The 730-nt window shown below is 41.1% G+C and carries 1 protein-coding gene; it reads left to right on the top strand.

Annotated features, from left to right (window positions below):
- Nucleotides 1-730, top strand: a 730-nt coding sequence (locus tag A3761_RS26800) for a hypothetical protein (protein ID WP_197472786.1), incomplete at both ends; no start/stop codon positions are given.

Genomic DNA, 730 nt, shown 5'->3' on the forward strand with positions numbered 1-730 from the left:
CATATTAAAGATTCAGACGGTTGCTTACCAAAACATAGTTATTTCTATCCTGAAGAAGAGTATAGAAAAGAGCATCTGGATAAGATTGAAGATTTATGTGCACAAGGTTTTGGAGAGCTGGAAATTCATTTGCATCATGAAAATGATACTCGTGAAAACTTGACTGAAACTTTGGAGCGTTTTGCAAATACCCTACATAATTCGCATCGCTCTCTAGTTAGACATCCAGAGACAGGGAAGCTGGCGTATGGTTTCATACATGGAAATTGGACGCTTGATAATTGTCACCCTGAAGGCCTGCATTGTGGCGTTAATGATGAACTTTTAGTTTTGAAAGCAACAGGTTGTTATGCGGACTTTACCTTACCATCAGCGCCAAGTCCGACTCAGACATCAACAGTGAATTCGATCTATTACGCGACGGATGATCCAGATAAACCTAAATCTCATGACAAAGGCGTTGATGTTGAAGTCGGTAAGCCTGCATCTGGTGATTTGATGATAATACAGGGGCCGCTCTGTCTAAATTGGAAGAAGCGAAAGTTTGGGTTTTTACCAGGAATTGAAAATGGTGATATTCGTAAATCTATACCCCCTACATCTGATCGTGTTGATATGTGGGTTGATCAGCATATTCATGTTAAGGGGCGTCCAGAGTGGGTATTTGTGAAAATTCATACGCATGGTACTCAGGAGGTGGATATTGATACCTTGTTAGGGGAGCCAACTG

It is taken from the genome of Oleiphilus sp. HI0123 (assembly GCF_001635315.1).